The sequence below is a fragment of the Streptomyces sp. NPDC059832 genome (assembly GCF_042731715.1).
Taxonomy (GTDB): domain Bacteria; phylum Actinomycetota; class Actinomycetes; order Streptomycetales; family Streptomycetaceae; genus Streptomyces.
The window spans coordinates 447,073-470,433 of record NZ_JBHWIY010000003.1 but is presented as its reverse complement, the minus strand read 5'-3'; the positions used below and the strand labels follow the sequence as shown (position 1 = coordinate 470,433).

The 23,361-nt window shown below is 71.6% G+C and carries 23 protein-coding genes; 10 read left to right on the top strand and 13 right to left on the bottom strand.

Annotation, left to right across the window (positions count from 1 at the left end):
- Positions 1-18 precede the first annotated feature (18 nt).
- Entirely contained in the window at positions 19-2,250 is a 2,232-nt protein-coding gene (locus ACFV8T_RS07385) for an acetate--CoA ligase family protein (protein WP_385325418.1), read from the bottom strand.
- Between the two features lie 227 nt (positions 2,251-2,477).
- On the opposite strand from ACFV8T_RS07385, the gene ACFV8T_RS07380 reads away from it, so the two are divergent.
- The gene (locus ACFV8T_RS07380) at positions 2,478-3,860 is read left to right on the top strand and encodes a hypothetical protein (protein WP_385325417.1); all 1,383 of its coding nucleotides are present in this window, start codon (positions 2,478-2,480) and stop codon (positions 3,858-3,860) included.
- Positions 3,861-3,983: 123 nt separating this feature from the next.
- On the opposite strand, the gene ACFV8T_RS07375 is transcribed toward ACFV8T_RS07380, so the two are convergent.
- Positions 3,984-5,171, bottom strand: coding sequence for a flavin-containing monooxygenase (locus ACFV8T_RS07375; protein WP_385325416.1), 1,188 nt, complete (start codon positions 5,169-5,171; stop codon positions 3,984-3,986).
- 202 nt (positions 5,172-5,373) lie between these two features.
- Between ACFV8T_RS07375 and ACFV8T_RS07370 the strand changes: the two genes are divergently transcribed.
- Positions 5,374-5,826 carry a DoxX family membrane protein gene (locus tag ACFV8T_RS07370; RefSeq protein ID WP_385325414.1) on the top strand — a complete coding sequence of 151 codons (453 nt, stop codon included), beginning with the start codon at positions 5,374-5,376 and terminating at the stop codon, positions 5,824-5,826.
- The gene (locus ACFV8T_RS07365; RefSeq protein ID WP_385325413.1) at positions 5,823-6,242 is read left to right on the top strand and encodes a Zn-ribbon domain-containing OB-fold protein; all 420 of its coding nucleotides are present in this window, start codon (positions 5,823-5,825) and stop codon (positions 6,240-6,242) included. The genes ACFV8T_RS07370 and ACFV8T_RS07365 overlap by 4 nt, the downstream gene beginning before the upstream one ends.
- 25 nt (positions 6,243-6,267) lie before the next feature.
- Here ACFV8T_RS07365 and ACFV8T_RS07360 read toward each other — a convergent pair whose 3' ends face one another.
- From ACFV8T_RS07360 to htpX, 4 genes are all read right to left on the bottom strand, one after another.
- Positions 6,268-6,969: a hypothetical protein gene (locus ACFV8T_RS07360; RefSeq protein ID WP_385325412.1), complete on the bottom strand. Its 702-nt coding sequence runs from the start codon at positions 6,967-6,969 to the stop codon at positions 6,268-6,270.
- 73 nt (positions 6,970-7,042) lie between these two features.
- Positions 7,043-7,630 carry a DUF1707 domain-containing protein gene (locus tag ACFV8T_RS07355; protein WP_385325410.1) on the bottom strand — a complete coding sequence of 196 codons (588 nt, stop codon included), beginning with the start codon at positions 7,628-7,630 and terminating at the stop codon, positions 7,043-7,045.
- A 58-nt stretch (positions 7,631-7,688) separates the two neighbouring features.
- On the bottom strand, positions 7,689-8,273 hold the full coding sequence (locus ACFV8T_RS07350) for a hypothetical protein (protein WP_266415737.1): 585 nt from the start codon (positions 8,271-8,273) through the stop codon (positions 7,689-7,691).
- A gap of 84 nt (positions 8,274-8,357) precedes the next feature.
- Complete coding sequence (gene htpX / locus ACFV8T_RS07345) at positions 8,358-9,281, bottom strand: zinc metalloprotease HtpX (protein ID WP_385325408.1); 924 nt, start codon at positions 9,279-9,281, stop codon at positions 8,358-8,360.
- Positions 9,282-9,579: 298 nt separating this feature from the next.
- Between htpX and ACFV8T_RS07340 the strand changes: the two genes are divergently transcribed.
- A complete protein-coding gene (locus ACFV8T_RS07340; RefSeq protein ID WP_385325406.1) occupies positions 9,580-10,776 on the top strand; it encodes a cytochrome P450 in 1,197 nt (398 codons plus the stop codon).
- A 112-nt stretch (positions 10,777-10,888) separates the two neighbouring features.
- Positions 10,889-11,077, top strand: coding sequence for a ferredoxin (locus ACFV8T_RS07335; RefSeq protein WP_385325404.1), 189 nt, complete (start codon positions 10,889-10,891; stop codon positions 11,075-11,077).
- Between the two features lie 64 nt (positions 11,078-11,141).
- On the opposite strand, the gene ACFV8T_RS07330 is transcribed toward ACFV8T_RS07335, so the two are convergent.
- Both ACFV8T_RS07330 and ACFV8T_RS07325 read right to left on the bottom strand, forming a co-directional pair.
- A complete protein-coding gene (locus tag ACFV8T_RS07330; protein WP_385325403.1) occupies positions 11,142-11,807 on the bottom strand; it encodes a pyridoxal 5'-phosphate synthase in 666 nt (221 codons plus the stop codon).
- Between the two features lie 69 nt (positions 11,808-11,876).
- Positions 11,877-13,046, bottom strand: coding sequence for an acetyl-CoA acetyltransferase (locus ACFV8T_RS07325; RefSeq protein ID WP_266415724.1), 1,170 nt, complete (start codon positions 13,044-13,046; stop codon positions 11,877-11,879).
- A gap of 203 nt (positions 13,047-13,249) precedes the next feature.
- Between ACFV8T_RS07325 and ACFV8T_RS07320 the strand changes: the two genes are divergently transcribed.
- Positions 13,250-14,482 (top strand): acyl-CoA dehydrogenase family protein, encoded by a 1,233-nt coding sequence (locus tag ACFV8T_RS07320; RefSeq protein ID WP_385325401.1) that lies wholly within the window; start codon positions 13,250-13,252, stop codon positions 14,480-14,482.
- Positions 14,482-14,970 carry a nitroreductase family deazaflavin-dependent oxidoreductase gene (locus ACFV8T_RS07315; protein WP_385325399.1) on the top strand — a complete coding sequence of 163 codons (489 nt, stop codon included), beginning with the start codon at positions 14,482-14,484 and terminating at the stop codon, positions 14,968-14,970. The genes ACFV8T_RS07320 and ACFV8T_RS07315 overlap by 1 nt, the downstream gene beginning before the upstream one ends.
- Positions 14,971-15,090: 120 nt before the next feature.
- Here ACFV8T_RS07315 and ACFV8T_RS07310 read toward each other — a convergent pair whose 3' ends face one another.
- On the bottom strand, positions 15,091-15,738 hold the full coding sequence (locus ACFV8T_RS07310) for a TetR family transcriptional regulator (protein WP_124717053.1): 648 nt from the start codon (positions 15,736-15,738) through the stop codon (positions 15,091-15,093).
- A gap of 323 nt (positions 15,739-16,061) precedes the next feature.
- Between ACFV8T_RS07310 and ACFV8T_RS07305 the strand changes: the two genes are divergently transcribed.
- Complete coding sequence (locus tag ACFV8T_RS07305) at positions 16,062-16,940, top strand: VOC family protein (protein WP_385325397.1); 879 nt, start codon at positions 16,062-16,064, stop codon at positions 16,938-16,940.
- A gap of 160 nt (positions 16,941-17,100) precedes the next feature.
- Entirely contained in the window at positions 17,101-19,467 is a 2,367-nt protein-coding gene (locus ACFV8T_RS07300) for a PQQ-binding-like beta-propeller repeat protein (protein WP_385325395.1), read from the top strand.
- 22 nt (positions 19,468-19,489) lie between these two features.
- On the opposite strand, the gene ACFV8T_RS07295 is transcribed toward ACFV8T_RS07300, so the two are convergent.
- On the bottom strand, positions 19,490-20,167 hold the full coding sequence (locus ACFV8T_RS07295) for a hypothetical protein (RefSeq protein WP_385325566.1): 678 nt from the start codon (positions 20,165-20,167) through the stop codon (positions 19,490-19,492).
- Positions 20,168-20,327: 160 nt separating this feature from the next.
- Between ACFV8T_RS07295 and ACFV8T_RS07290 the strand changes: the two genes are divergently transcribed.
- Positions 20,328-20,873, top strand: coding sequence for a hypothetical protein (locus ACFV8T_RS07290; protein ID WP_385325393.1), 546 nt, complete (start codon positions 20,328-20,330; stop codon positions 20,871-20,873).
- Positions 20,874-20,901: 28 nt separating this feature from the next.
- Here the strand turns inward: ACFV8T_RS07290 and ACFV8T_RS07285 are convergent, their stop codons facing one another.
- Genes ACFV8T_RS07285 through ACFV8T_RS07275 form a run of 3 tightly spaced genes read right to left on the bottom strand, consistent with a single transcriptional unit; the run spans position 20,902 to position 23,285 of the window.
- On the bottom strand, positions 20,902-21,675 hold the full coding sequence (locus tag ACFV8T_RS07285) for an enoyl-CoA hydratase/isomerase family protein (protein ID WP_385325392.1): 774 nt from the start codon (positions 21,673-21,675) through the stop codon (positions 20,902-20,904).
- Between the two features lie 6 nt (positions 21,676-21,681).
- Positions 21,682-22,122, bottom strand: a complete 441-nt coding sequence (locus ACFV8T_RS07280) for a Zn-ribbon domain-containing OB-fold protein (RefSeq protein ID WP_385325390.1) — start codon at positions 22,120-22,122, stop codon at positions 21,682-21,684.
- 14 nt (positions 22,123-22,136) lie between these two features.
- The gene (locus ACFV8T_RS07275; protein ID WP_266425508.1) at positions 22,137-23,285 is read right to left on the bottom strand and encodes a lipid-transfer protein; all 1,149 of its coding nucleotides are present in this window, start codon (positions 23,283-23,285) and stop codon (positions 22,137-22,139) included.
- Positions 23,286-23,361 lie beyond the last annotated feature (76 nt).

The window sequence follows — 23,361 nt, the reverse complement described above, 5'->3', positions numbered from 1 at the left end:
CGCGGGCGGCGCGGTCGGTCAGCGGCAGACGGCGAGCGCGTCCAGCGCCACGGCGCCCTGCCCCCGCCCGAGCACCATCAGCGGGTTGATGTCCAGCTCGGTGAGGTCGTCGCCCAGCTCCAGCGCCATCCGCTGCACCCGCAGCACGACCTCGACGAGCGCGTCCACATCCACCGGCGGACCGCCGCGCACGCCTTCCAGCAGGGCCCGGCCGCGCAGTTCGCCCAGCATCGACCGCGCCTGGTCCTCGCCGAACGGCGGCACCCGTACCGCCGCGTCGTGCAGCACCTCGACCAGTACGCCGCCGAGCCCGACCGTCACCGTCGGTCCGAACAGCGCGTCCTGCGTGACGCCGACCATCATCTCGACCCCCCGCTCGACCATCTGGCAGACCAGGATCCCGTCCAGCTCGACGCCCTCGTACCGTGCGATGTCGGTCAGTTCGCGGTACGCGTCCCGCACCTGGCTCGCGGAGGTGAGCCCGACCTTGACCAGGCCCAGTTCGGTCTTGTGGGCGAGCCGGGCGCCCGACGCCTTCATGACCACCGGGTAGCCGACCAGCCCCGCGGCCCGGACGGACGCCGCGGCGCTGGTCACCAACTGCTCGCGCGGTACGCGGATTCCGTACGCCCGCAGCAGCTGCTTCGCCGCGTGCTCGCTCAGCTGGTGGCCCGGACGCATCAGTGCCTGCGCCTTGCGGAACGAGGGCGAAGGCGTGCGGGGCGCCTCGTCGAAGGGGGAGCGGTAGGAAGCGGCGAACCGGTGGTGGTCCAGGTAGGCCTTCACGGCGGTGATGCAGTTGCCGAAGGTACGGAAGGTGGCGACGCGGGACGAGCCGAGGAGCGTCGTGCGGTACGCCTCCTCCGTGCCGACGGGCGAGCCCCACACCACGCACACCAGCTTGTCCGTGGTCTCCGCCGCGTCCACCAGGTCCTGCGCGAGCTTGTCGCTCATCGGGGGGAAGGGGCCGGTGATCGGACAGATCAGCACCCCCACGCCGGGGTCGGCGAGTATCGCGTCGATGATCTTCCGGCCGCGCCAGTCGCCCACCGGATGGCCCCCGTTGTCGACCGGGTTCGCCACGTTCAGGTAACCGGGGATCCACTCGTGCAGTTCGCGCTGCTTCGCCTCGGACAGGGTGGGCAGGCTCAGCCCGGCGCCGGTGGCCAGGTCCGAGAAGTGCGCGCCCGTGCCGCCCGAGATCGAATACACGACGACCCCTTCGGCCTGCGGTTTCCGTGCCCGTGCGAGCAGGGCCGCGGTGTCCTGGAGCTCGTCGAGCCCGTCGACCCGGATCACGCCGAACTGCCGCATCGCCGCGTCCACCACCTGGTCGGCGCCGGTCAGCTTGCCGGTGTGTGACGCGGCCGTTCTGGCCCCCGTCTCCGTACGCCCCACCTTGACCGCCACGACCGGAACCCCGGCCCGTGCCGCCCGGTCCGCGGCCAGCAGAAAGGAGCGCCCGTCCTTGAGCCCCTCCACATAACAGGCGATGGCCCCGACCTCGGGACGCTGCGAGAAGTACGAGATGAAGTCGGCGGTCTCCAGATCCGCCTCGTTGCCCGTGGGCGCCCAGTGCGAGAGCCGCACGCCCAGCTCCTGAAGGGTGTAGACGGGGCGGCCCTGGTGACCGGACTGGGTGATCAGCGCGATGGCCGGCCCGTCCAGATCGTCCCGGAACTTCTCGAAGGCGTTGAGGTTGGTGTTCGGCCCGAGCAGCCGCAGCCCGGACCGCTCCACCGCCGCGGCCAGCCGTGCCTGCGCGGCGGCACCCTCCTCGCCGGTCTCGGCGAACCCGGAGGCGAAGGCGACGGCGAACCGCACCTTGGCCTGCGCGAGTTCCTCGATCACCGGGAGCGGATCGCCGACCAGCAGCACGGCCAGATCGACCTGCTCCGGCAGCTGTGCGACGGAAGGAGAACAGGCCCGCCCGAACACGGACTTCCTGGTGGGGTGCACGGGATACAGCCGAGCCCCGACCCGCTCGGCCCAGCCGATCAGCTGCCGGGTGATGCCGGTGTTGGGCCGTCCCTCGGTGTCGGAGGCGCCGATGACGGCCACGGAACCGGGCCGGAAGAACCGGTCCAGATCCGGCACGGCCGCGTGCAGCGGCCGACCGCTGACGTCCAGGACGCACTCCGTGGCGGCGTCGACCGTCATGCTGTGGACGGCGGCATGCGGCTCTTCGCCGCAGGCCACCACCCTGGCGCGGAAGTCGGTGGTGAGGGTGCCGTGAGTCGATCCAAGCATCGTTCCGCCCACTCCTGCTCGAGGTCCGTCGGGTGATCGTGCCCGGCCAGCCCAAAGCTGACGCTCTGTCAGGTTACTGAACTGACGGCTCGTCAGGAATGGGTGTGCAGGCAAAGGCTGGACGAGGGCCGGCCGCCGTACAACCTCCGGGCGATCTTGGGAGTCGAACGGGCTGGCCGGACGCACCGGCCGTCGTTCGCCATCCACGGCTCACCCCTGGGGAAAACATGAGACCTGTCGGACCCGTCAGACCCGTCTCCGCCCGGCGCACCGTACGCCTCGGTGTCCGTGCCGCCGCGGCTGCCGCGGCCGCCGGACTGCTGACTGCCGGACTCGCGGCCCCCGCGTTCGCGCAGGAGCAGTCCGACCAGCTCTGGATACAGGCGCCCAGCGAGCAGAAGCTGCTGCTCGGTGACGGTGCGTCGCAGGGCAGCCCGCTCGACATCGGGCTGTACCACGACAACGACAACTTCGCCGTCACCGACGGCCGGCTCTCGGTCGACATCTCCGGTGTCGCCGGGGTGGCCGATGTGACCTGGCCCGACAACTGCGCCCCGACCGGGACCACGGCCGTGTGCACCGTCCCCGAGGTGCCCGTCATCGGTGACGCGTACAGCCCGCAGGTCCACCTCACGGTCCGCGCCGCCGACGGTGCCGCGCTCGGCGCCCAGGGCCGGATCACCTACGCCGCCGTGGCCACCGGCGGCCCCGACGGCACCCTGGAGGCCCCGCACGACTCCTTCGACACCATGGTCACGGTCGGCTCGGGCCCCGACCTGTCCCTCGGCGAGATCGCCCCGGTGAAGGGGCTCCGGCCGGGCGCCGTCCGGACCGTCCCGTTCGCGGTGACGAACAAGGGCAGCGAGCGGTCCGAGGGCCTCACCGCCACCTTCACCGCTTCGTACGGACTCGGCTTCCTCAACAAGTACACCGAGTGCACGTACGGGACGACCGGCGGCGACTACGCCCCGATGAACCAGGCCACCTGCTCCTTCGACCAGGTGATCGAGCCGGGTGACTCCTTCACGCTGCCCGCGCCGATGCGGGTGGCCCTCGCCGCGCACGCGTACGGCGAGCGGCTGGACATCAGCGTCGAGCCCGGCAACGGAGCCACCGACCTCGCGGACGAGGACAACTACACCATCGCCGGTTTCACCGCGGTGAACACCGCGGACTTCGCCGCGCAGGGCGCCCGGGTCACGGGCGGCGCCGGTGAGACCGTCACCGCCGAACTCGGCTTCCGCAACAACGGACCGGCCTGGATCGGCAACCTCGGCTCCGGCGACCCGGTCGCGGCCGTCGACTTCACCGTCCCCGAGGGCGCCACCGTCGTCTCCGCCCCCGCCGACTGCGTACCGCGCACCCTGAGCGGCGGCTACTACCCGCAGCGGACCGGCGCCCCGCGCTACAGCTGCGAGCTGCCGTACTGGACCCTGCCGGACACCACACGTTCCTTCCCGTTCCAGCTGCGCATCGACCGCGTCGTCCCCGACGCCACCGGCCGGGTCATGCTCACCACCGGTGGATCCGGCGCCGCGTCCTTCCCGTTCGACCCGCAGCCCGCCAACAACACGACCCAGCTCGTACTGAACGCCACGCCCGGGGCCTGACCGGCACCCCCGAAGCAGGAGTGCGGGGCGCGGCCGGTCCTCCCGGGCGCGCCCCGCGCGGGATCACCAGCCGACGTGTGCGTCGATGCACCGGCCCAGGCCGTCTTCGTCGCCCGCGCGGTCTCAGCCCCTGCGTGCCGCCCTCTTCGCGATCTTCCGTGCGTCCAGGGCCAGTTCGCGCAGCATGCCGCTGATCGGGTTGGTGAAGCCGGTGAAGTACAGGCCGGGTGCCCGCTTGGGGGTGCGGCCGCCGTGGACCACCGGCCGGCCCCGGGCGTCCAGCACGTCGAGGTGGCCGACCAGTCCTTCCAGGCCCCGCCGGTAGCCGGTCGCCGCGATCACCGCGTCCGGGGTGATCCGGTCGCCGTCGGCCAGTACCACCGCGTCCCCGTCGAAGGACTCGACGGCCGCCACCGGCACCACCCGGCCGCGCTTCACCGCGTCGGTCAGCCCCACGTCCTGCACCGGGACGGCGCCGTCCTTGACCCGTGAGTACAGGCCCGTGTCCGGGCGCGGCAGGCCCTGCGCGGCGAGGTCGGGCACGGAGATCCGGCACATCAGGCCCGCGGCCCGGTCGACCAGCCGGACCGGCAGCCTGCGTACCAGGACGGCGGTCGACTGGGCGGGCCAGCCCGCGGTGGAGCGGCGCACGATGTGCGGCACGGTGCGCACGGCGATCCGTACCCGGGACGCCCCGCCCTCGACCAGGTCGACGGCGATCTCCGCGCCCGTGTTGCCGATCCCGACGACCAGGACGTCCTTGCCGGCGTACGGGGCCGGGTTGCGGTAGTCGGAGGCGTGGACCAGATCGCCGGTGAAGGTGTCGAGGCCGGACCAGTCGGGGATGCGCGGGGTGTGGTTGAAGCCGGTGGCGACGACGACGGCCCGGCCGGTCAGCACCCGGCCACCGGTCGCGGTCAACTGCCAGTCCCTGCCGTCCGGGGCGCGGTCGATCCGGGACACCTCGACGCCCGTCACCACCTCCAGCTCATGGTGCTCGGCGTACTTGTCCAGATAGCGCACCACATCGTCCCTGGACACCCAGCGTCCGAACCGGCGCGGCATCGCGAGCCCCGGCAGCGCCGAGCGGCGCCGGGTCGTGTGGAGGTGCAGCCGGTCGTAGTGACGGCGCCAGGACGCTCCCACGTTCCCGGACTTCTCCAGCACGACCGCCCGTACGCCCTGCTCACGCAGGGCCGCCGCGGCGGCGAGACCGCCCGGACCGCCACCGATGACGTATACGGGCCGGTCCTCGGTGAGGTCGGTCTGGGCCGATATGGAGCTACCGGCGGTAGGCGAGCTGTCGGGCATGGTTCGGAGCGTAATCGCGCACCCGGTTGATGGGTCTCGGTCAAGACCGGAATCGATTGCGAATTGATCACGAGCGTACGTCTGTTGTCCGTTTTCCGCTCACCTTCTGCGCACTCCTTGCGCGCCTCTTGCGCGAGTTGCCCGCCATCAGGTGAACTGACGTACCGTCAGATTCAGTGAACGGGAGGCCACGGGAGGCCCCATGCAGACGATCTGGCTCGGCGGAGCCGAGTGGCTCGCCGTTCTCCGGATAGGCCTCGGCCTGTGGTGGCTGGAGAGCTGGCGACACAAGGACAAGAAGGGCTGGTTCGAACGCGGTACGGGCATCGCCTGGGCCGCGGACGTCGCGGGCAAGCACCGGTGGCCGGCCGTGCGCACCGGCTTCCGGAGGGTCGTCGCCCCACGACCCAAGGTCATGGCCTACGTCGTCGTGTACGCCGAACTCGCCCTGGGGCTCGGCCTGATCGCCGGATTCCTCACCCCCGTCGCGCTGGCCGCGGGGCTCCTCCTCAACCTTCTCTATCTCGTGCTGATGATCCACGACTGGGCCGAGCAGGGGCAGAACGCCATGATGGCGCTCATCTCGTTCGTCGCGCTGTTCGCGATGTCCTGGCAGACCTGGTCCCTCGACGCGGCGATCGGACTCTTCCCGTGACCGAGGCCCCCGTACGTTTCGACCTTCCCGAACCCGACGCCTTCACCCGCCCGTACTGGGACGCCGCCGCCCGGGGGCAGTTGCTGCTGCGCCGCTGCCGCGCCTGCGGGCGCGCGCACCACTACCCGCGCGAGTTCTGCCCGCACTGCTGGAGCGAGGACGTCACCTGGGAGCGGGCGAGCGGAGACGCCACGCTCTACACCTGGTCCGTCGTGCACCGCAACGACCTGCCACCGTTCGGCGCCCGCGTCCCGTACGTCGCCGCCGTGGTCGACCTGGCCGAGGGCCCGCGGATGATGACGGAGATCCTGGGGTGCGAGGAGTCCGCTCTCGCCATCGGCATGGCGCTGCGGGTGGCCTTCCGGCGGGAGGAGGGGAAGGAGGCCGTTCCGGTCTTCCACCCCGGAGACTGCTGAGTGCGCTCCGCCGGACAGGTCCGCCCTACTTCCGCAGCGCGGGCCCGAGAGCGGGCGGCGTCCGGTCGACCTCTGCGGGGCCGGAATCGCCGCCCTTCCACTCGGGGTCGTAGGCGCAGGGCACGGAGGCGCGGCCGATGAAGTACTCCCGGTCCTGGTACCAGGTGAAGGACATGCTCTCGGCCCCGTTGTCCCGCTGGACGTACAGGTCCCAGGACTGGCTCTTTCCGCCCTCACGGTAGGACGTGACCTCCCAGCCGTCGTCCTTGAGTTGCCGGTGCAGCCTGCCGAGGCCGGAGACGGCCTGGCTCGCGGGCACGTGGTCCAGCGCCCAGACGTGGCTCATCTGATAGGCGCCGTCGATGGTCTTGTCCTCCAGCCCGAGCAGGCCTCCGCCCCAGCAGTAGCCTGAGTCCAGGGTGTTCTCCGTGCTGACGCCGATCTTCTCGACCCCCGGTTCCACGGTGCGTTTGAACCCCATGAGGTCGTACGCCTCCTGGGAGCGCTGGAAGGCGCGGTCCGCCATCTCCTCGGGCGCGACCCGGGGCGTGTCCGTCGACCCGGACAGGAACCATGCGAGCAGGGCGACCAGAGCGATAACGGGTACGACGACGAGCGCGACGCAGCCGCATCCGAGGGCCCCGAGGACGGATGAGGGGGACCTGGACCCGGTCGGGGCGGGGGTCGGAGCGGGCGTGGTGTCGGTGGGTGCGGTCTCCTCGGGCATACGAGGGACGGTATGCCGCCGGGGGAACGCGCCGGATGGGCGAGGTCACCCGGCAAGGACTAGGTAGGCGTACTCAGGACTCGATGCCGCGCAGCTTGCGCCGCTCGCGGAAGTTCGGGTGGCGTACGACCACGCCGCCCATGCCGCAGGAGCCGGTCAGCCGCAGGAGCGGGGCGCCGGGGGTCCGCTCGTCGGTGGTCCGGTCCTTCAGGCCGCCGAGGCCCTGATCCAGGCTGTCCGTGTGTACGGTCCAGCCCTCCGGGATCACGATCTTCACCCCGGCCATCTCCCCGCGCACTTCCAGCGCGATCTCACGCAGTCGGCACTCGGCGCGGGTGAAGTCGATCCGGACGCCGCCGATGCCGCCCTGGGCGCGTATCACCGGGGGCACCTTCCAGACGCCCGAGCGCGTCACGCCGTGCATGCCGCCCTTGAGGACCAGCGGCTCGCCCTTCGCCACCTCGATGGGGACCAGGTCCTCGGTGAGGGGCGCCAGTTCGGCGTAGGTCTTGGCGGAGAGCGCCTGCCCGAGCCGGGTGTCCAGCTCGTCCATGTCGATGCGGCCCTCGGCCGCCGCCTCCCGCAACTGCTCGACCACCGCCTCGCGATCGGCATCCGAAGCGCGCATACGGTCGGCGGAACGGGCGGGCTCAGCAGTCATGGAAACGATGATACGGGCGGGTGCGCCGCCGGGCCCCCTGTCATCGGAGCTCCCCGCGTCACAGCCCCGGCGCCCCCCACACCGGGAACCAGCGGGCCAGGTCCTTCTCCATCCTCAGATCGTCCCCGAGTACCGCTCTGACCTGCAACTCCAGCTGGTTGTCCCGCTTCTCGGCGCCGCCGGGCACGGGGGCGAAGGGGTAGAACGTGCCGCGCTTGTAGAGGTAGACCAGGGCCAGCGGACGGTCCCGCTCGTCCCGGAAGCCGATCAGGGAGCAGAGCAGGTGCGGCCCGAACCCGCCGTCCTGGAGCAGGGTGTTGACCGCGTGCAGGTCGTTGACCAGCGTGGCGGTGTCGTCGGCCGGGCGGCGGGAGAGCAGCCAGGTGTAGCCGTACGTGTCCTGGCTGAACTCCACGGGGATTCCGCCGCGGCCGGTGTCGGCGTCGAGCAGTTCGCGTACGTCCTGCTGGAGGCGGGCGAAGGTGCCGCCCTCGACGCCCGCGAAGCAGACCGAGCCGAGACCGGTCGGTGTGAAGCCCGCGCCCGCCTGGAGGGTGAGGGCGGCGGAGGGGACGGCGAAGAGCTGGTCGAGGTCGGGGCGGACCGGCTTGCTGCGGCCGAGGATGGTGTCGAGAAGACCCATGGGCGTGCCTCCGGGCGTTGCTTGTCGGGGTGTTCCTCCGGGTGTTCCTTCGGGTGCCGCTTCGGGTGTCGCCTCGGGCGTTCCTCACGGACGGGCGAGGTCGGCGGAGATACGGGCCAGCTGGTCGAGGCGCTGTTCGAGGGTCGGGTGGGAGGAGAGCAGCCGGCTCAGGCTCTCCTTGGAGGAGAACGCGGGGACGAAGTAGAAGGCGTTGTACGGCTCCGCCTTGCGCAGGTCCTCGGTCGGGATGCGGGCCATCTGGCCGCTCACCTTGGTGAGGGCGGAGGCGAGCGCGGAGGGGCGGCCGGTGAGCAGCGCGGCGGTGCGGTCGGCGGAGAGCTCGCGGTAGCGGGAGAGCAGCCGGGTCAGCAGGAAGCTCAGGGCGTACACGACCGCGCTGACCAGCGGGATCAGCATGATCGCGATGCCGATGGGGTCATTGCTCCGGCTGTTGCGGGAGAGCCCGCCCCACAGGGCGACCCGGGTGATGATGCCGGCGAGCACGCCGAGGAACGAGGCGATCGTCATGACGGCGACATCGCGGTGCGCGACATGCGACATCTCGTGCGCGAGCACACCCTCCAGCTCCGCGGGTTCCAGTCTGCGCAGGAGCCCGGTGGTGGCGCAGACGAGAGCGGTCTTCTCGCTGCGGCCGGTCGCGAAGGCGTTCGGCACGTCGCTCTGGGCGATGGCCACGCGCGGTTTCTGCATATCGGCAAGAGCGCAAATCCGGTCGACGGCGCCGTGCAGCTCCGGCGCCTCCTCCGGGGTGACTTCACGGGCTCCCATGCTGAACGCCGCGATGCGGTCGCTGAACCAGAACTGCGCGATGAACATGCCACCGACGAGAATCAGAATGATCGGCCAGGCGCCGCGCAGCACGGCGAGCAGTACGCCGACCAGGACCACGTACAACAGGCCGATCAGGAACATGGTGCCGACCATGCGTGTGGTCAACCCGCTGTCCGGGGCGTAACGGGAACGGGTTCGGGAACGGGTTCGGCTCATCGTCGCCTCCAGTCGCCCTAGTGCCTTCCATCTTGCCCCTTTCGTATGGAAAGCGGAGATAAGAGATGCGGGGAGATGCGCGGGGGAGGCGCGGGGGCGCGGCGGGGCGGAGATTCCGTGCGGTGGCTCGGTATGTGCCAGGCGAATGGGTGTCTCGAAATGCCCGCTCGGCCCGACGGACGGAGAATGGAGTCTCTCCGAGGACATTTGGCCGAACAACACCTAGACCCATTAGGTGCCTGAGGCATCTAGTGGTCGGAGATCGGTAGGACTCCCCCATCTCTTTGCGAGGTCCGCCATGGCAGACGCCGAGACTGTCTCCTTTCCGCAGAACCGCACCTGTCCTTATAACCCGCCGACGGGATATCGCAGTGAGCACCGGGGGCAGCAGCCGGTGTCCCCCGCTCGGCTCTTCGACGGCCGTACGGTGTGGCTGGTGACCGGGCACGCCGAGGCACGTTCGCTCCTGGTGGACCAGAGGCTGTCGTCCAACCGGGAGAACCCCGCGTTTCCTTTCTTCGCCGAGCGGCTGGCCGGGACCACCCTGCGGCGCGTCGAACTGCTCGGCGTCGACGATCCGGAGCACAACGTCCAGCGCCGGATGCTGATCCCGAGCTTCACGGTCAGGCGGACGGCCGCGCTCCGGCCGCAGATCCAGGAGACCGTGGACCGGCTGCTCGACACGATGGTCGAGCAGGGCCCGCCGACCGATCTGGTCGAGGCCTTCGCCCTGCCCGTGCCCTCCATGGTCATCTGCGCGCTGCTCGGGGTGCCCTACGACGACCACGAGTTCTTCCAGGCACAGTCGCGCAAGCTGCTCCGCGGCCCGGCGTCCTCGGACGTCGAATCGGCTCGGGAAGCGCTCGACGAGTACTTCCGTGTGCTGATCGAGAAGAAGCGGGCCACCCCCGGCGAAGGGCTGCTCGACGAGCTCATCGTCCAGCAGCTGGAGACCGGGGCCGTGGACCACGACGAGCTGGTGCGGCTGGCCCAGATCCTGCTCATCGCCGGGCACGAGACGACCGCGAACATGATCTCGCTCGGTACGTTCACGCTGCTCCAGCATCCCGACCAGCTGGCCCGGATGCGCGAATCCGACAGCCTGATGCCTTCCGCGGTCGAGGAACTGCTCCGGTTCCTGTCGATAGCCGACGGGATTTCGCGGGTGGCCGTTCAGGACATCGAAGTGGGCGGGGTGACCATCCGTGCGGGGGACGGCGTCATCCTGACCACGGCAGTGATCAACCGGGACGAGACCGTGTATCAGTCACCGGACGAGCTGGACCTCGGCCGGAACGCGCGCAATCACGTCGCTTTCGGGTTCGGAGTTCACCAGTGCCTGGGTCAGAATCTGGCACGGGCCGAGCTGGAGATCGCGCTGCCCGCGCTTTTCGACCGCCTTCCCGATCTGCGGCTGGCGGTACCCGCCGAGGAAATCCCGTTCAAACCGGGTGACACCATCCAGGGCCTGCTCGAACTGCCCGTGACCTGGTGATCGGAAACCTGGTGATCGAAACACCGTGATCGAAACGCGGTGTCGAAACGCGGTGTCGGAACATGGTGATCGGAACATGGTGATCGAAATGCGACCGGAAGGTTCTGCTGGGATGCAGATCAGTATCGACAGGGACCGGTGCATCGGCGCCGGCCAGTGCGCGCTCACCGCGCCGAAGGTGTTCACCCAGGACGACGACGGGTTCAGCGAGCTGCTGCCCGGCTACGAAGCGGCTCTCGACGGCGCCACGGTGAAGGAGGCCGTCCGCGTCTGCCCGGTACAGGCGATCTCCCTCGACTGACGGGCCGCCGGACCGTGCCCGTACGGCCGGGGCCGCGCGGGCACGGGCGGGGCGGGGACAGGCCTCAGGGCCAGAGCAGTTCCCGGGTCCAGGCCGTGCCCTGCCCGCGGTAGCGCAGCCGTACGTGCCGGCGCGCCGCGTCGCCCTGGAAGAACTCGACCTCGCGTGCCTCGACCACGTACCGGGTCCAGCTCGCGACCTCCGCGTCCGGCTCGGCCCGCGCCCGCTCCCAGGCGGCGTCGGCGGTGCGGGTCAGTTCCTCCCGCGAGCCCAGCACCTCGCTCTGCGACCCGGTCAGCGCCGATGCGAGCGCCCCGGTCGAGCGGGCGTGCAGATCGGCCCGGCTCTCGGCGGGCGCGCAGGCGGTGACCGGCCCCCGCACCCGTACCTGCCGGCCCTGCGCCGGCCAGTAGAAGCCCAGCGCCGCGTACGGCCGGGCGGCGAGCTGGCGGCCCTTCGCGCTGGTGCGGTGGGTGGCGAAGTGCCAGCCGCGCTCGTCCGCGTCGTGCAGCATCAGCGTCCGCACGTCGGGGTGCCCCTCGGTGTCCGTGGTGGCCAGCGACATCGTGTGCGGCTCCGCCTGCCCGGCGGCCACCGCCTCGGCGAACCAGCGGTGGAAGAGGGGGAGCGGGGCCGGGGGCGCGGTGGCCGGGTCGAAGCCGGGCAGCTCCACGTCCCAGACGCGCTGGGCGTGGAGCAGGTCCAGGAAGCTCTGGTGTGCGTCGGTCATGCCCCCATTGCAGCGCATGGCCGGGTACGGGGCGGGCCCCGCCCCGTACCGCTGCGGGAGCCCCGCCCCTCACCCCCGCCCCAGCACCACCGTGGCCGACGAGCAGAACCAGCCGCCCGTCCCCGATGCCACCGCCAGTTCGGGGAGCCGGCCGCCGGCCCTGCGCACCTGGCGTTCGCCCGCCTCGCCGCGCAGTTGGCGTACCGCCTCCACCAGCAGGAACAGCCCGCGCATCCCGGGATGGCAGGCGGACAGGCCGCCCCCGTCGGTGTTCACCGGCAGCTCGCCCGTCAGCCCGGTTCGACCCTTCTCCACGAACGCGCCGCCCTCGCCCTTCGCGCAGAACCCCAGGTCCTCCAGCGTCACCAGCGTCATATAGGTGAACGCGTCGTAGATTTCGGCGAGATCGATGTCCGCGGGCCGCACCCCCGCCCGTTCGAACGCCAGCCGGCCCGAGACCGCCGCGGGGGAGACCGTGAAGTCGTCCCACTCGGACATGGTGGAGTGCGAGACGTGCTCACCCGTGCCGAGGATCCACACCGGCGCCCTGGCCGTGTCCGGCACGTACTCCTCGGCGGCCAGCAGCACCGCGCAGCCGCCGTCGCTGCGGATGCAGCAGTGCAGTTTGGTGAACGGGTCCGCGATCATCGGCCCCGACAGCACGTCGTCCACCGTGACCGGGTCCCGGAACATCGCGTCCGGGTTGGCCGCCGCGTTCGCCCGCGCCTGGACCGCGACCTCCGCGAGCTGCTCCAGGGTCGTCCCGTACTCGTGCATGTGACGGCGGGCGGCCATCGCGTACTTGGCGATCAGCGAGTGCCCGTACGGCACCTCGAACTGGAGCGGGCCGCGCGCGCCGAAGGAGAGGTTGGAGGTCCGGCGGCCCGCCTTGATGTCCGCACGCGCCGTCGACCCGTACACCAGCAGTACGGCATTGGCGTGGCCCGCCGCGATGGCGTCCGCCGCATGGGCCGCCATCACCTCCCAGGTCGAGCCGCCGACCGCGGTGGAGTCCACCCAGGTGGGTTTCAGGCCCAGGTACTCGGCGACCTCGACCGGGGCGAGCGTGCCGAGTCCGGCGGAGGCGAAACCGTCGACGACGGACCGGTCCAGCCCCGAATCGGCCAGCGCCCGGCGGGCGGCCTGGGCGTGCAGGGCGTACGGCGTGGCCGTGTCGACGCGTCCGCAGTCGGCGAGGGATATGCCGACGACAGCGACCTTGCGGTGGGAAGAAGGCATGAATCTGACGGTACATCAGATCAGTGATGGGGGGACCGTCCGGTGGAACGGGGATCCTCCGAATCCCTCCGGCCCCGGGCCGGGGATCCTCTGCCCCCCATCGCCCCTCCCGTGCGCGACTCTGGGCATCTCGGGGATTCGCCCCTAACATGACGCACCGTCAGATCAGGGGCCGGAGGCCCCTGAGGGGAAGGAGTCCGACGATGGATGCCGCCTTCACCGCGGAACAGGACGAGATCCGCCGCACCTTGCGCGAACTGCTGGCCGCACGCTGCGCACCCGACGACGTCCGGAACGCCGTGGGCGCCGCCGACGGGTACGACGCGGACCTGTGGCGACGGCTCGCCCAGGACCTCGGGCTGCCCGGACTCGCCCTCCCGCAGGAGTACGGAGGCGTCGGCTGCGGCCTCACCGAGCTCGCCGTCGCCTGCGAGGAGGCCGGCCGCGCCCTGCTGCCCTCGCCCCTGATCGCCACCGCCGCGCTCGCCGCGCCCCTGATCGCCGCACTCGGCACCGACGCCCAGCGCGCCGCCCTGCTGCCGCGCATCGCGGCCGGTGAGCCGACCGTGACCCTGGCCGTCCCCGGCGGCTCGCTCGCCACCGCCCTCGGCCTCATCGGCGACCCCACCGACGGCGCCTGGGCGGGCGGCGGCCGGGCGGGCGGCATGCAGGCCAGACAGGTCGCCGGTGCGGAGGGCTGGCGGTTGTACGGGGAGGCCGACCGGGTCCTCGACGGGCACAGCGCCGGACTCCTTCTGGTCGCGGCCCACGCCGGAGGCTTCCCGCGCAGCCGTACGCTCCTCTTCCTGGTCCGCCCGGAGACGGCGGCCGGAGTCGTCCGTACCCGCCGCACCTCGCTCGACGAGACCCGCCCGCTGGCCCGGATCGAACTCCGCGACACCGAGGCCGAACTCCTCGGCGCGGACGACACCGCGGACGTCACCGGCGCACTCGCCTCGGCCGGCCACCCGGTTGCCGCGCTGCTCGCCGCGGAGGCGGTGGGGGCGGCGGCGGGCGCGCTGGAGCGGACGGTCGAATACGTCAAGGCGCGCGAGCAGTTCGGCCGGGCGATCGGCTCCTTCCAGGCCGTGAAGCACCGCCTCGCGGATCTGTACGTACAGGTGCAGGCGGCCCGCTCCGCGGCGTACTACGCGGCCTGGGACCCGGCCGCCGCCGGGGGGCTCGCCCTCGCGCAGGCCCTGGAGGCGCTCCGGGTCACCACCGCCGAGGCCGTCCAGCTGCACGGCGGACTCGGCTTCACCTGGGAACACGAGGCGCATCTGTACTTCAAGCGGGCCGCGGCCGACGAACTGCTCTTCGGCCCCGTCCACCGGCTCCGCGACCATGCGGCGCAGCGGGCCGGGCTGTTCGCGCCGTCGCCGTCGGGAGCGCAGCTGCCGGGAGCGCCGGGACCGGCCGAACAGGTGGCGGTCTGATGGCGCCCGGCGTCCGGCTGATGCAGAAGGTCTCCGCCACCCGCGCGTTCGCGAGGGTCGCCCCGCATGTCGTCCCCGCCATGGACCGTACGGTGCACCGGCTCACGCGCGGCAAGGTGCTGCTCAGCGCCCGGATGCTGCCGGGGCTGATCCTGACGGTGCCGGGGGCGAGGAGCGGGCAGCTCAGAACCACTCCGCTGGCCTGCATGCCGGAGGAGGGGGCGGAGCAGAGCTGGATTCTGGTCGGCAGCAACTTCGGCCGTACGGGGCACCCGGCCTGGACCGCGAATCTGCTCGCCGGTCCGGACAAGGCGGTCGTCAACTGGCGGGGCCGGGACATTGCGGTGCACGCCACGCTGCTGGAGGGTGCCGAACGTGAAGCGGTGTGGCGGGCGGCGCTGAAGTTCTGGCCGCCGTACGCGACTTACCAGGCGCGGATCGACCGGGAGATCCGGCTCTTCAGGCTGCGCGGACGGGACGGCTCCTGAACGCGGTCCGGGTGCACCGACGGCGGACCACATGCGTGGCCCGCCGTCGGTGTGACAGGACCTGGAGTGCCCGGGACGGCCGCGCGATACCCGGTGGGGAAGGGGCCGTCGGCGCCGGTGCTACCTCGTCGGCTTCTTGCCGGTGATGCCCAGATGCACCAACAGGGCGAGATTCGGCTTGAGTTCGGCCTGCTTCACGCCCCAGGTCGTGAAGCCCTTCTGGTGCGAGGCGACGGCGGCAAGCATCGCGACCAGGGAGCCCGCCATCGCCGCGGCGCTGACCTCCTTGTCGACCTTGCCCTTGGCCTGGAGCTCCTTCACCGAATCGGTGAGGGAGTTGGTGACCGAGTTCAGGATCTTCATGCGGATCTTGTAGAACCGCTTGTCGCCCTCGGCCGCACCGAGGTCGACCACGCGCAGGATCGCGTCGTGGTGCCGCCAGAAGTCGAGGAATCCCTCGACGAGTTCTTCGGCCGTCTGCCAGCCGGCCTTGCCGACCCAGGAGCGGCCGGCGACCAACTCGGTCAACCCGGCACCCTCCTTGGCCATCTCCTCGGCGATTTCGAGGACGGCGCCCTCGACGTCGGGGAAGTATTGGTAGAAGGTCGCGGGTGAAGTCCCCGCCTTCCGGGCGACGTCGATGACTTTGACGTCCCGGTACGGCGAGGAGCTGAGCATCTCGCTGAGGCAGTCGAGCAGCTTCTGCCGCGTCGCCTGTCCGCGTCGACCGGCCACGCGGCCGTCGACGGTGCGCACTTGTCCTGTCATGCCGTCAGCTTACCGAGGGGTGATCGGAGCGCGATTCGGCCGACTGCAAATGGGGATCACCGCAGACGCGGTGGGGGGAGTGGCCGGATTTCGACGTATGCGCACCACGGAGCGATAAGTCTTATCAACAGCCTGTGGATAACTTCCGTGGATAACTTTCCGTGATGCCGTGAGCATGAAACTCTTGCGTCGAGGTTCTGTCGAAAATCAGTTCGATGCGAACGGTCGGAGCGCGATGCGGGCGACCCCCGGTTACGTTTGCTGTGACGAGCGTCACTGCCACGTACCGCGAGCGACGCGGGATCACGGAAGGACCCGGGCCCATGGCCGCATTCGCGCGATCCGCGCCGTGCTGGGTGGATGTGCAGCTGCCCGACCTGGAAGCGGGCAAGCGCTTCTACGGCGAGCTGTTCGGCTGGACCTTCCGGGCCGGTGAGGGGCCGTACGCGGACGCCTTCAGCGGTGGGAAGCTCGTCGCCGCGCTCGCCGCCAAGCAGGACGGCCGGATGCCCACCGCCTGGGGGATCTACTTCGCCACCGACGACATCGTGGCGTCCGTCGCCCGGATCAGGGAGGCGGGCGGCCAGGTGATCACCGAGCCCGTCCGGGCCGGCCGGGCCGGGGTGTTCGCCCAGGCGGCCGACCCCGGCGGAGCGGTCTTCGGGCTCTGGCAGGCCGGTGACCGCGAGGGCTTCCAGAAGCAGAACGAACCCGGCTCCTTCTGCTGGACCGAGGTCTACACCCGCCAGAAGGACCGGGTGGACGATTTCTACGAGCAGGTCTTCGGCTTCCAGGGCACGGATCTCTCCCCGGGCCCCGAACGCGACGACTCCGGTACGGGCGAACCGGGCGAGGGCGAACCGGGCGGAGACGGACCGGGCGGAGACGAACCGGGCGCGGCCGGGTCCGGTCCCGGCTTCCGCATGTGGTCCCCGGCGGGCACCGAGCCCGGACCGGACACCGCGGTCGGCGGCCGCAGCGTCATCACCGACGCGTTCCCGGCGGAGATGCCCAGCTACTTCCTCAGCTACTTCGCCGTCGAGGACTGCAACAGCGCCGCCGGCAACGCCGTACGCCTCGGCGGCCGTATCTCCGAGCCGCCGTTCGACATCCCGTACGGGCGGATGGCGGTCCTCCAGGACGATCAGGGCGCCGTTTTCGCCGTACTTCAGCCCCCTGTGTCCGAGAAGGCGGCAGAGTGAGCTGTGACACCCCGATCCGCCCCCGGGTTCGCAACCAGGGCCTCAGCCAGGAAGAATCGGGGGTGCGCACCGCCGGGTGGTGCCCAGTGGTGAGACGCCGTACAGGGCGGGTTTTCGCGGGCTTCTGTTCCTGAGGCCCGTACGGGGAGGTGGCAGGCAAGTGGTGGAGCAGCTGACGCAGCACGACCCGAGGCGGATCGGCCCGTTCGAGGTGCTGGGACGGCTCGGTGCCGGTGGCATGGGGCTGGTCTATCTCGCCCGCTCGGCTTCGGGCCGACGCGTGGCGATCAAGACGGTCCGTACGGAGCTCGCCGAGGACCAGCTGTTCCGGGTCCGCTTCACGCGCGAGGTGGAGGCCGCCCGCGCCGTCAGCGGTTTCTACACGGCCGCGGTGGTGGACGCCGACCCGCGCGCCGCCGTGCCGTGGCTGGCCACCGCCTATGTGCCGGCCCCCTCGCTGGAAGAGATAGTGAGTGAGTGCGGGCCCATGCCGGTCCAGGCGGTGCGCTGGCTGGCCGCCGGGATCGCCGAGGCGCTGCAGTCGATCCACGGCGCGGGGCTCGTCCACCGCGACATGAAGCCGTCGAACGTGCTCGTCGTCGAGGACGGGCCGCGGGTGATCGACTTCGGGATCGCGTCCGGGGTCTCCAACACCCGGCTGACCATGACGAACGTCGCCGTGGGCACGCCCGCGTACATGTCGCCCGAACAGGCCCGGGACTCGCGCAGCGTCACCGGTGCCAGCGATGTCTTCTCGCTCGGCTCCACGCTGGTCTTCGCCGCCACCGGCCACGCCCCGTTCCACGGTGCCAACCCCGTCGAGACGGTCTTCATGCTGCTGCGCGAGGGCCCCGACCTGGAGGGCCTGCCCGGCGAGCTGCGGCCGCTGATCGAGTCCTGCATGCAGATGGACGCCGGGCTGCGGCCCACCCCCGCCGACCTCCAGGCCCAGCTCGCCCCGCACCTCTTCGCCTCCGGCGGCGACGACAGCGGTACGGCCTCGGCGTGGCTGCCGACCTCCGCCACCGCGATGATCGAGCTGCGCCGCGGCGGACGGAAGACCGCCGCCCCCGCCCCGGTGCCGCCGCCGCCCCAGCAGCCGCCGGGCGCCGACCGGGACCCCGCCTGGCGCAGCGGCGCCGATCTGCGCTCCTCGGCCGCCGCCGGACCGCCCGACGCGGGCGGTCCGGTGCGGCTGCCCGGTGCGAAGGTGCCGATCGGCCCCGGCCCGCGGGCCCAGGACGTACGGGCCGCCGCCACGGCCACCACGGACGCCGGTCCCGCGACCGGCTGGGTGCGCCCGCCCGTCGGGGTGACCGGCTCCGCCCAGGCCGCCCCCGCCCCCGTGCCCGGACCGGCGCATCCGCCGGAGCCCCCGCCGCCCGGCCCGGACCGCTGGCGGCCCTGGCGGTTCCGGATGTCCAACGACGTGTGGGGGACGCCCGTCGTCGCCGGGGACCTCCTCTACGTCACGTCGTTCGAGGTGCACGCCCTGGACGTAGGCAACGGGCGGCGCCAGTTCAAGACCCGGGACGTGGCCTGGGTGATGGCCGTCGAGGGCGGCCGTATCCACGCCTCCGACGGGCCGTCGCTGTATGCCCTGGACGCGACGAGCGGTGCCGAGCGGTGGCGGCTCCAGACGGATGCCTGGGTCTACTCCCTCAAGGCCGACCGAGGCACCGTCGTCACCGGTACCCGCGGCGGCGGCGTCCAGGCCTGGGAGGCGTCCACGGGCGAGAAGCTGTGGGAGAGCGCCGGCGTACAGACCGACTTCGAGACGGCGGAGGCCGGACCCGCGATCCACGACGGCACGGTCTACCTCTGGCAGAACGCCCGGCTGCGCGCCGTCGACGCCCGCACCGGCATCGAGCGCTGGTCGTACCCCATCGGCGACGCGGCCTCCTGCGGCGGTGTGCCGGTCCGGGTGACCGCGGCGCCGGACGGCTTCGTCTACGTCAGCGCGGGGGCCCGGGTCCTGGCCGTGGACAACGCGTCCGGGCACGTGCGCTGGCACTTCGAGTCGCCCGCCGTCTTCCTCTCCCCGCCCGCGTTCGCGCCCGGCCCCGCCGTCACCGGCGGCGGCGTGTACCTCGCCGACTACCTCGGCACGGTGTACGCGATCGACGCCTCGACCGGCAAGGACCGCTGGCGCATCGCCACGGAGGCCCGCCAGTCGATCGAACCGGTCCTGGTGACGGCCGGAAACGTCCACGTCGGCAGCGGTAGCGCGCTCTACACGCTCGACGCGGTCACCGGCACCCCGAAGTGGCGGTTCGCGGCGGGCGGCGAGGTGGTGGGCGCCCCGGTGGTCGCCGACGGCCGGGTGCACTTCGGCTCCGCCGACCATGTCCTGTACACCCTGGACGCGGCGGGCGGCCAGCTCCGCTGGAAGCTGGCGACGGGCGGCGAGATCACCGGTTCGCCGGTGGCGCAGGGCGGTGTCGTGTACGCGTGCAGCAAGGACCGCTGCGTGTACGCGCTGGACGCGCTGAAGGGAACGGGCACGGGCAACCGGGCCAGGGCGTAGGCCGCATCGGGCCCGGCGGGCCTCAGCGGCGCGGGCGCCCGTCCGCGTCCGGGCCCTCGTCCGGCACGACGGGATACGGGGCCGTGTCCCGGTCCTCCGGAGCCGGAGCGGGGGCGCGCCGGTCCGCCGGATCCGGGCCCGTGTACAGCTCAGGTTCGGGCTCCGGCAGCGTGCTCGTCTGCACGGACGGTCCCGGCTCCTGAGTCGGCGGCCAGGTGTCCGGGTTCTCCGAGCCGGGCGCCGCGTACGGCTGCTTACGTGCCCCGCGGGCAGGCCGGCGCCCGGCACCGTGCCGCCCGGACATCACCACCGCCCCCAACAGCAGCAGCACCCCGCCCGCCGCCGCCTCGGCCACGCCCCACCTCAGCCCGGAACCGTCGCCCGCGACCGTCAGACTGCCCTCCGACTCCCCCTGGCGCACCATCCACAGCACGGTGAACCCCAGCACCACCACACCCGAGGCCGCCACCAGCAGCCGCGACCGCAGCACCACGCCCACCACTGTCAGCACGGCGGCGAAGAGGAACGCGACCAGGGTCGAACCCAGCGGTCCGGGCCGGCTGTCCGTGATGCCGGTGAACAGTTCGTCGATCCGGTAGTGACGCCCGAGGCGACCGTCGTACCAGTCACGGAAGGGGCTCAGCACGGCGGACGCCGCTCCGGCGAGAGCGAGCACCGAGCCCAGGACGTTGCGGATCATCATCGGCCTCCTGCGCGTGCGCGGACCGGCGTCACAGCTCTGCACCGCTCTCGGGCTCGACGCTACGCCCGGCCCCGGGCCCTCGCCACCTTGCGCTAGCGTGACGCACGGTCGTTCGACAACTGCAGAAACGGACAACAACACAAGGGGGGCTGCATCGATGATGCGGCAGCACATAAAGCTTTCCGCGGTACTGGTCGTGGTGGTACTCGCCCTCACCGGATTCTCGACCTCCAGCCACGGCGGTCGCAGCGGCAAGAGCAGGAGCGGCGGTTCGGACAGCAGCAGCGGCGGTGGCTGCTCCAACTCCGAGAAGAGCAACGGCAGCTACCACAGCAGCGACTACGACGACGATGACGACTCGTCGAGCAGCTCCTCCGGCGGTACGGACTACGCGACGCAGACCCCGAACGCCACGGCGTCCGATGAGCCCGAGGCGTACGTCTTCCGCTGCGCCCAGCCCCGCAAGGGCAAGCGCAAGGCCGTCACCACCTCCACCGTCAGGCTCACCGCCAACGCCACCGGCTCCCACACCTACAAGGTCGAGGTGGCCTTCCTCAACGCACGCGGCAACGCCATCGACATCGGCTACGCCACCGTGGACGTCGTGGGCGGCGAGACCGAGACCGTCTCCGTACGGATGGACGACCCGCGCAAGGTTTCCAAGGTGAAGAATTGCCGGGCCGAGGCCGAACTGACCTACTGACCCGCAGGCCGGCCCGTCATGCGACCCGTCAGCGCGTCCGGAATTCGCTGCCGCCCCGCCCCCGGAACAGTCCGGCCTGCCGCTCCGGTGGCAGATTCCCGAGCGCGATGAGGTGCGGGGCGTGGGCCATGGCCTGCGCCCTGGCCGCCTCCCGCGCGGACCACACCGCCCGTACCGTCCCCTGCACCGCCTCCGTCGGGTACGAGGCGATCACGCCCGCCGCCCGCAGCGCCGCGTCCACCGTGCCGCCGGGCGCCGTCACCTCGCTGACCAGACCGGTCTCGTACGCGCGGCGGGCGGAGATCCGTTCGGCCGTCCCCATCAGCGACATCCGGGCCACCTCGCCGAACGGCATCCGCTGCGCCATGGAGATCGCCTCGTACGCGCTGACCATGCCGTACGTCGTGTGCGGGTCGAAGAACGTCGCCTCCTCGGACGCGATCACGAACTCCGCCTCGCCCAGCAGATAGAACGCCCCGCCGCAGGCCATCCCCTCCACGGCCGCGATCACCGGCTTCCACAGGTCGTTCGCCTTCGGCCCGATCGTGAGCAGCGGATCGTCGATCGTGTACGGGGACGAGGGCTGCGGCACGTCCGCGCCGCGGTCGATCCCCGTGCAGAAGGCCCGGCCGCCCGCACCGGTGAGGACCACGGCACGCACCCCGTCGTCGAAGCGGAAAGCCCGCCAGGCGGCGGCCAGTTCGGCGGCCGTGGCCAGGTCGATCGCGTTGTGCTTCCCGGGCCGGTCGAGGGTGACGAGCGCGACCCCGGTCTCCTTGTCCGTCTCCGTGCGCAGCGCCATCGCCCCTCACCTCTCCAGCAGCCAGCGCACCAGGGTCGCCCCGGGACCGGCCGGGCAGAACACCGCCCGCACCGGCGCACCGATCCGCAGCCGCGCGGGATCCACCGAGTCCAGCGGGGCGTCCGGACCGCTCACCACATTCCCGACCAGCCGGATCTGCGGGGCGTCCGCCAGCTCGACCACGACGGCGTTGTACGGGGCCTGCGCGGCGTACGCGGGCAGCAGCGGCGGATGCGGCAGCACGTAGGACCAGATGCGGCCGCGTCCGCTCATCGGCCGCCACTCGCTCTCGAAGGACCGGCAGTGCGGGCAGCACGGCCGGGGCGGGAAGCGGAGCCGTCCGCACTCCGGGGCGGCGCACGCCTGGACGCGGAGTTCACCGCGGGCCGCGTACTCCCAGAAGGGGGCGCCGTCCTCGTCCACGACGGGCAGCAGCAGAGCATCCATCCCGGTCAACTCCCTCAGCTCCTCAGCAGTACGGCGGATGTGGGAACGCCCTCACCGGCGGTGACCAGGCACGTCCCGGCGTCCGGGACCTGGGCGGTGGAGATGCCGCGCAACTGCTTGACGCCCTCGTTGATCAGGTTGAAGCCGTGCACGTACCCCTCGCTGAGCCCGCCGCCCCCGGTGTTGATGGGCAGCCGCCCGCCGCTCTCCAGCGCCCCGCCCTCGGTGAACGCGGCGCCCTCGCCGCGCCCGCAGAAGCCGTAGCCCTCCAGGGAGAGCGGGATGAGCGGGGTGAACGCGTCGTAGATCTGCGCCACATCGACGTCGTCCGGGCCGAAGTCGGCCTGCTTCCACAGCTGCCGGGCGGCCGTCCAGGCCGGGCCGGTGAGCGGGTCGTCGTTCCAGTAGTTGACCATCCCGTGGTGCTGGGCGGGCAGCCCCTGGGCGACGGAGTGGATGTACACGGGCTTCTGCCGGCAGTCGCGGGCCCGCTCGGCGGAGACGATGACACAGGCCAGCGCCCCGTCCGTCTCCAGGCAGTTGTCGAAGAGGCAGAGCGGCTCGCTGATCCAGCGCGAGGTCATATACATGTCGCGGGTCAGCGGCCGTTCGTACATCACCGCGTCCGGGTTCTGGTTGGCGCGGTTGCGGCAGGCGAGGGCGACGTTGAAGAGGTGGTCGCGGGTCGCCCCGTACTCGTGCATGTACCGCCGTGCCAGCATCCCGATCTCGTCGGCCGGCCGCAGCAGTCCGTACGGGCGGGTCCACTGGGCGGGGGTGGGCAGCTGCACGGCGGTGTTCTTCCAGGGCCGGGGGCCCGACCCCCGCTTCCGTGACCGCCAGGCGACCCCGACGCCCGCCTGCCCCGTCGCCACGGCGGCGGCGAGATGGGCGATCGTCGCGCAGGAGCCGCCGCCCCCGTACCCCACCTTGCTGAAGAAGGTGACATCGCCCGCCCCGATGGCCTTGGCGATCTCGACCTCGTCGGTCTCCTCCATCGTGTACGAGGCGAACGCGTCCACCTCCGACGCGTCGATGCCCGCGTCGTCGAGCGCCGCGACGATGGCCCGGCAGGCCAAGGTCTTCTCGGATTCCGGCAGTTGTTTCGCGAAGGCCGTCTGTCCTATGCCGGCTATCGCTGCCGCGTCCTTGAGTGCCGTCACCGCCACCTCCCAGGCCGTCATGACTGCTGACAGCGGCTGAGGCTACAGCTAATCTGACGGATAGTCAGCTACTGCG

What these genes read in the sequence shown, in the direction of transcription:
- ACFV8T_RS07385 (WP_385325418.1), bottom strand. Translation starts at nt 2,250, where the DNA reads ATGCTTGGATCGACTCACGGCACCCTCACCACCGACTTCCGCGCCAGG.
- ACFV8T_RS07380 (WP_385325417.1), top strand. Translation starts at nt 2,478, where the DNA reads ATGAGACCTGTCGGACCCGTCAGACCCGTCTCCGCCCGGCGCACCGTA.
- ACFV8T_RS07375 (WP_385325416.1), bottom strand. Translation starts at nt 5,171, where the DNA reads ATGCCCGACAGCTCGCCTACCGCCGGTAGCTCCATATCGGCCCAGACC.
- ACFV8T_RS07370 (WP_385325414.1), top strand. Translation starts at nt 5,374, where the DNA reads ATGCAGACGATCTGGCTCGGCGGAGCCGAGTGGCTCGCCGTTCTCCGG.
- ACFV8T_RS07360 (WP_385325412.1), bottom strand. Translation starts at nt 6,969, where the DNA reads ATGCCCGAGGAGACCGCACCCACCGACACCACGCCCGCTCCGACCCCC.
- ACFV8T_RS07355 (WP_385325410.1), bottom strand. Translation starts at nt 7,630, where the DNA reads ATGACTGCTGAGCCCGCCCGTTCCGCCGACCGTATGCGCGCTTCGGAT.
- ACFV8T_RS07350 (WP_266415737.1), bottom strand. Translation starts at nt 8,273, where the DNA reads ATGGGTCTTCTCGACACCATCCTCGGCCGCAGCAAGCCGGTCCGCCCC.
- htpX (WP_385325408.1), bottom strand. Translation starts at nt 9,281, where the DNA reads ATGAGCCGAACCCGTTCCCGAACCCGTTCCCGTTACGCCCCGGACAGC.
- ACFV8T_RS07340 (WP_385325406.1), top strand. Translation starts at nt 9,580, where the DNA reads ATGGCAGACGCCGAGACTGTCTCCTTTCCGCAGAACCGCACCTGTCCT.
- ACFV8T_RS07335 (WP_385325404.1), top strand. Translation starts at nt 10,889, where the DNA reads ATGCAGATCAGTATCGACAGGGACCGGTGCATCGGCGCCGGCCAGTGC.
- ACFV8T_RS07330 (WP_385325403.1), bottom strand. Translation starts at nt 11,807, where the DNA reads ATGACCGACGCACACCAGAGCTTCCTGGACCTGCTCCACGCCCAGCGC.
- ACFV8T_RS07325 (WP_266415724.1), bottom strand. Translation starts at nt 13,046, where the DNA reads ATGCCTTCTTCCCACCGCAAGGTCGCTGTCGTCGGCATATCCCTCGCC.
- ACFV8T_RS07320 (WP_385325401.1), top strand. Translation starts at nt 13,250, where the DNA reads ATGGATGCCGCCTTCACCGCGGAACAGGACGAGATCCGCCGCACCTTG.
- ACFV8T_RS07315 (WP_385325399.1), top strand. Translation starts at nt 14,482, where the DNA reads ATGGCGCCCGGCGTCCGGCTGATGCAGAAGGTCTCCGCCACCCGCGCG.
- ACFV8T_RS07310 (WP_124717053.1), bottom strand. Translation starts at nt 15,738, where the DNA reads ATGACAGGACAAGTGCGCACCGTCGACGGCCGCGTGGCCGGTCGACGC.
- ACFV8T_RS07305 (WP_385325397.1), top strand. Translation starts at nt 16,062, where the DNA reads ATGGCCGCATTCGCGCGATCCGCGCCGTGCTGGGTGGATGTGCAGCTG.
- ACFV8T_RS07295 (WP_385325566.1), bottom strand. Translation starts at nt 20,167, where the DNA reads ATGATCCGCAACGTCCTGGGCTCGGTGCTCGCTCTCGCCGGAGCGGCG.
- ACFV8T_RS07290 (WP_385325393.1), top strand. Translation starts at nt 20,328, where the DNA reads ATGATGCGGCAGCACATAAAGCTTTCCGCGGTACTGGTCGTGGTGGTA.
- ACFV8T_RS07285 (WP_385325392.1), bottom strand. Translation starts at nt 21,675, where the DNA reads ATGGCGCTGCGCACGGAGACGGACAAGGAGACCGGGGTCGCGCTCGTC.
- ACFV8T_RS07280 (WP_385325390.1), bottom strand. Translation starts at nt 22,122, where the DNA reads ATGGATGCTCTGCTGCTGCCCGTCGTGGACGAGGACGGCGCCCCCTTC.